Source organism: Algoriphagus sp. SE2 (assembly GCF_039563885.1).
Lineage (GTDB): Bacteria > Bacteroidota > Bacteroidia > Cytophagales > Cyclobacteriaceae > Algoriphagus.
The window spans coordinates 1-5,809 of sequence record NZ_JBCLWJ010000036.1; the positions used below are offsets into that span (position 1 = coordinate 1).

General features: G+C 36.6%; 1 protein-coding gene. It reads left to right on the forward strand.

Going from position 1 to position 5,809, the window contains the following annotated elements; all coding sequences use genetic code 11:
• The coding region (locus AAGF08_RS20170) for a CARDB domain-containing protein (RefSeq protein ID WP_343513247.1) at nucleotides 1-5,809 on the forward strand (5,809 nt) is incomplete at both ends.

Below are 5,809 nucleotides of genomic sequence, written 5' to 3' on the forward strand. Positions count from 1 at the left end.
TGGGACTTACCTGGCCAGATGGGGGAATACGGACGCTGGAGATCTTGCAGCTTGGCAAGGATTATCTTCTAGAGATGCAAATTCTTTCAATGTAGATCCTCAATATGTTTCAGACACCGATTTATTAGCTCAAAGTATAAGTTTGACGGAAGCAGGGTTTGACCTTACTCAAGTTGTTTCTTTGGATATTGATGGTAACCCTAGAACAGCTCCGGTTAGTATCGGAGCAAATGAATTTGCGGTAGAAGGTGAACCTTTAATAGGAGATTATACGCTAGACCCTGAAGGAAATGGTGATAGAAATTTCTTATCATTTGCTGCGGCTTCTGAAGCTTTGACATTGAATGGAATTGTAGGTGCTGTTCGGTTTTTAATTGCTGATGGCACATATAATGGACAGATTAATTTAGGTTCAGTTTCAGGAAGTTCGGAAGATTTTACAATTAGTTTTGAATCAGCAAATGAAAATCCAAACCTCGTAGTAATCAGCCATACGGTGGATTATACCTTGAAACTGGATAATGCTGAACATTTTATTTTTAAGAATCTGACCTTTGAAAATACGGGAATAGCTCAAGTGATTCAAGTAAGAAATCGGGCAACAGATTTAGTTTTTGAGGGATTAAAAATACAAAGCTCAATTTCAACGGGAACTAGTACCTTAAAGAAGGTATTTGATATTGCCCCATCATTTGGTCAAAATATCAGGATTTTAAATAATACCATAATTGGTGGGGTTTACGGTGTTTATTTGTCATCCAACGGTAGCAATAATCGAATGGAAGGAACTCGTGTCAGCGGGAACACACTGAATGATATTGGCTTTAGAGGTATTTATATCAATAATCAGTTAAATCCTGAAATTATCGGGAATACGCTTAATACAAGTTCTAATGAAAATCAGATTTCAATTTATGTTGAGAATGTTTCGGAAGGATTATTGATAAAAAACAACCGAGTTTTTAGTGGAAATGGAAATGCTTTAAGGTTAGTAAATATTGCCGGGGCAGCTTCTATTTCAAATTTGGTTTATAATAATTTCTTTTACTCTGAAGGTCTTAATAGGGCAGTTTACTTATCCAATACAAATTATCTTCAGTTTTATCATAATTCCATTTGGAATCAATCTGCCGGAGCAGGATTGGAATATGCCTCTAGCGGTGGAAATAATAAATTCATCAATAACATTTTCCAATCAGGCACAGGATACGCCTTGAAGATCTTGGCAATTTCAGCAATAGAAGAAAGTAACTATAATAATCTATTTACTTCCGGAAGTAATCTTGGTTTATGGGGAGGTGTGGTTAATTCTAATTTAGCTTCTTGGCGAAGTTCATCATCTCAGGATCTTAATTCAGTTACAGTTAACCCGGATTTTTTCTCAAGCTTGGAATTAGTTCCACAAAATGAAGCATTGGCAGCCAATGGATTTGATTTGACTTCTATTGTAGCTACGGATATTCAAGACAACCCTAGAACTATCCCTGTCAGTGTAGGAGCAGTGGAATTTACTGCGGTAAATGGATTGGATATTTCAGTAAATGAGATAATTAATCCTTCGTCGGACTGTGCACTTACATCAGAAGAGACTGTTTCTATTCAGATAGAAAATGTAGGGACGACTTTCGCCGAAAATTTGGTGTTAGCTTATTCAATTAATGGAACTGAGATTGTCCAAGAGACATTGCCAGTAGGTTTAGTGCTTTCTCCAGGTGAGGTTTATATTTATACTTTCACCCAAAAAGCTGACTTAAGTTCAAAAGGAGATTATCTGATAGCAGGATATTTGGTTGATTTAGATGAAAACTCGATTAATGACCGTGCTGAAAAGAATCTAACTCATTTTGAAGATATTGTTGCTTCAGTTACTCCTGATCAGACGATATGTAAAAATACATCAGCTAATCTTATTGCAACTGGAGGAACTTCTTACCTCTGGAGCAATGGAGCTACCTCAGCATCAATTTTCGTTAATCCCACAGTAACCACAGATTATTCAGTTATTGTTACAAATGAAAATGGTTGTTCAATTGAATTATTTTCTACCGTTGAAGTTGCCGATATACCAACTTTAGAATTTGTCGGGGATGAAGGGTATGAAAGTGATTTTGTTTCACCAACAGTAGGTACAAACGAAACCGACTTTGTATTCCGAGTAAAATATTCTGAAGCTAATGGATTACTTCCTGGTTCAGGTTATCCAAAATTGATCATGAGTTCTGCTTTGGAAACCCTTGAGTATTCAATGATAGAAGAAGATGTAGCGGATAACGATGTTACAGATGGGAAAATTTATACCGTAACAGTTTCAGGCTTAACAAATGATGCAAATTGGAATACGCAGATTCAGGCTTCTAATCTTGGAGGTTGTTTTAGTTTGCCATTGTTTAGTGACAATCCTTTGGTCACTACTGATTTCTTGGATATTGCAATTTTTGCAGATGATATTTTATTCAGCAATGATGAACCTGCGTTAGGAGAAAACTTCACGATAACAGCCAAAATCACCAATACATCCGATTATCCGGCGGAGAATTTCGATATATACATATTTGATGATCAAACCTTAATAAAAACGGATGAAATCACTTCGGTGACCTCTCAGTCTTCTACCGATTATTCCTTTGATTATGCATTTACAAATTCTGGTTTTCACGAAATCAAAGTTGTGCTTGACTCTGCTCAAAACTTACTTGAGAAAAATGAACTTAATAACTTTGCGATTCGATTCTATGCACTTCCGGAAGGAATTTCAGTTTCTGCAAATACTAACAAATCTTCATACTTCGTAGGTGAAAATGTAACAATCTCAGGCCTAGCTTCCTTTACAGGATTAGACCCCGCCGTTACTCCTAAAGTAAAAAATGCTTTAGTCAGATGGATGGTTAGTGACGGAAGAGTTCGAACTAGTTATACAACATCACAGGGTTCTTTTGGTACAACTTTCTCAGGATTCCCTGTTACAGGAAATTACACTGTAAGCGGGGAAGTTGATGACGGAAGATTCGTAGAGCCGTTTGGTCCTTTAGCAATTTCGGTTGTGGAGAACCCGGATTTTACGCCTTTACCAGATCTTGTCGGAGAGATTTCTGTAGATTTTGGCTCAAGAAATTATTTTCTGAGTGGAGAGACTGTTTCGGGTACTGCTAAAGTTACCAATTCGGGAACTGCTGTAGCTGAGAATTTCGTAGTAAGGTACGGTACCTGCGAAGGATCCCTTGCAGAATTCGTTGTTACCTCCCTGAATCCTGGTGAATTCATTGAATATCCATTTACTACTATTCCTAGTATCATCAATACTTGTTCCGATGCTACTTGCTTTTTAGAAATTGAAGTGGACCCTTTCAATCAGGTTTCAGAAGTCTCTGAGTATAATAATTCTTCAAAAAAAGGATTTAGAAATTACAGTTCAACGCCTGAGTTAAGGCCCTCTATTTTTGGGAATGCTACTTTCAACCTTGAAGATCCATATCAATTTACAGTAAGGGTGTACAATGATGGTGGGGTTTCTACAGAATCCACGGTAAATGTCAATGTTTATTTAGACGGTGTTTTATTTGATTCAAGAGATGTTCCGTTGATCAATCAATGTGGAGCTAGTACTTTCTCACTTTCAAATCTATTCACGACCACAGAGGATCATGAAATAGTAGTCAAGGTGGATGAGCCCATTGGGTCAGGCGAAATTTTAGAGGGAAATGAGGATGATAACACCACTACAAAAATCATTAAATACTTACCTAAAAAGCCTGATTTAGCAACCTCTAATTATTTGCTTTCAGTAAATCCAAAACTCCCTATTCCAGGAGAAAACTTTACAATTCAGGCTAAATTCTTGAATAAGGGCTTTACTGATTTAGTTGGTTCATTTGAAAATGTATTCACAATTAGTGAAGATGGAGTTGATAGAACTGAAACTTCAGCTTACCCTGATGGCTTACTAAAAAATGAAATTGATTCTATTCAGGTTACAACTCAAATTGCTTCCTATGGCAATCACAGGGTAAGTTTTGTGACGGACAACTTAGGAGAAATATCGGAAGTCTCCGAGTCTAATAATTCCGCGTCAATGCCTCTTTGTGTTGATTTGAAACCTAATATATGGTCCATCTCGGGCGTTTGGAGAGGTGGATTTCAAGTTTATACTGTTCAAAACCTCTATACCTATATTCAAAATACTGGTTTGTTTATTCCTAATAATGTGAATGTCAGATTCTACCTAGATGATGTTTTAATAGGAGAGACTAGTATAGATGAAGTGCCAACAACTTATTCGGGGTATGGAAACATGGTGTCTATTCCGTACATATTTACTGAAGCAGGTACTTTTACATTGAAAGTAATAGTGGATGAAACAGGGGATTTTACCGAATGTAATGAAAGTGATAATTCATTTTCAAGACAAATCACCATTAATACACCTGGCCCTGATTTAAGAGTATTACCACCGTATATTTCACCAACTAAGATCAATCCTGATTTAGAGGAACAGGTTAATGTATTTGTATCTTTTGATAATATTGGAGTTGTCCCAGCAGGACCATTCAAAGTCCGATTGAATGTTGATGGAGTACAGCTGGGAGATGATGTATTAGTATCAGGTGTTGCTGCAGGAGAGGATGGGACTGTTGCCATTACACAACCTTATAGCAGTGCTATTGGAGGCTTGAAAAACCTTGAGGCAATCATTGATGTTGAAGAAGTTCAGGATGATGCCAATAGAGAAAATAATATAGCGACCCGTTCAATTTTTGTGGGTGACGCTCCAAACCTGTATTTCGAAGATATTGTTTTAAGTGTGGACTGTCCTGAAAATGGAGAATTGATTTCTGCTGATATCACTGTTGGAAATGAAGGCGATATAGGCACCGAGGGAACTCTTATTTTGTATCATAAAATTGGAGATGAACTTCAGGAAATTGAAAGGAAACAAGTTAATGTTGGTCCTAAGAGTAATGAGATTACCTCTTTTGAATTTGCTGTCTTAAGTAATACGTTTGAGTTATATGCAGAAATAATAGATGCCTATCCTTACGAGTATAACCTAGAGGATAACTCGATAACCAAAGGCTACTGTGAAAATTTACAATTTGTTCTGACTTCATCTATTCTAGGTTCTGGAATAGTAACTAGAAGTCCAAACGAAAATAATTTTGACCCTGATTCAGAAGTAATCTTAACGGCTGTTCCAGCGGTGGGATGGACGTTTAAACAATGGTTAGGTGATGCAACCGGATCATCGGGTGAAATTACTATTACGATGGATTCTGATAAAAGTGTGATTGCTGAATTCGAGGAAATTTTCAGGATTGATATCAATATTACTAATGAATCTTGTGTAGATGCCGGTAATGGAAAACTTGAAGTAATAACTAATGCAGGCACCAGTCCATTCACATTTGAATTGTTAAAGGATGGAAGCCTTATAGCTACGAATACTAGTTCAAACCTATTTGAAAACTTATCTAAAGGAAATTATGAGGTAAGAGTAACAGATTCCAATTCTACAGTTGTTACAGAACTTGCTGAAATTGTGGTGAGTGATTTAGAAGCTCCAAAAATCAATGTAAAGCAAAATATAACTGTATATCTGGATGATTTAGGTTCAGGGGTTTTGACTATTGACATGGTTGAAAATGGATCTGTTGATAATTGTGGTATTGTTGATTACTACTTTGAAACAGGACTTGATACAATAGTTTTTGATTGTTCAAATGTTGAACAAGAAAATGGGGTCAATTACATGGTTGAAGATACCAATGGAAATGTGGCTACAGAAGTTGTATTTGTCACTGTACTAGAAGAAATA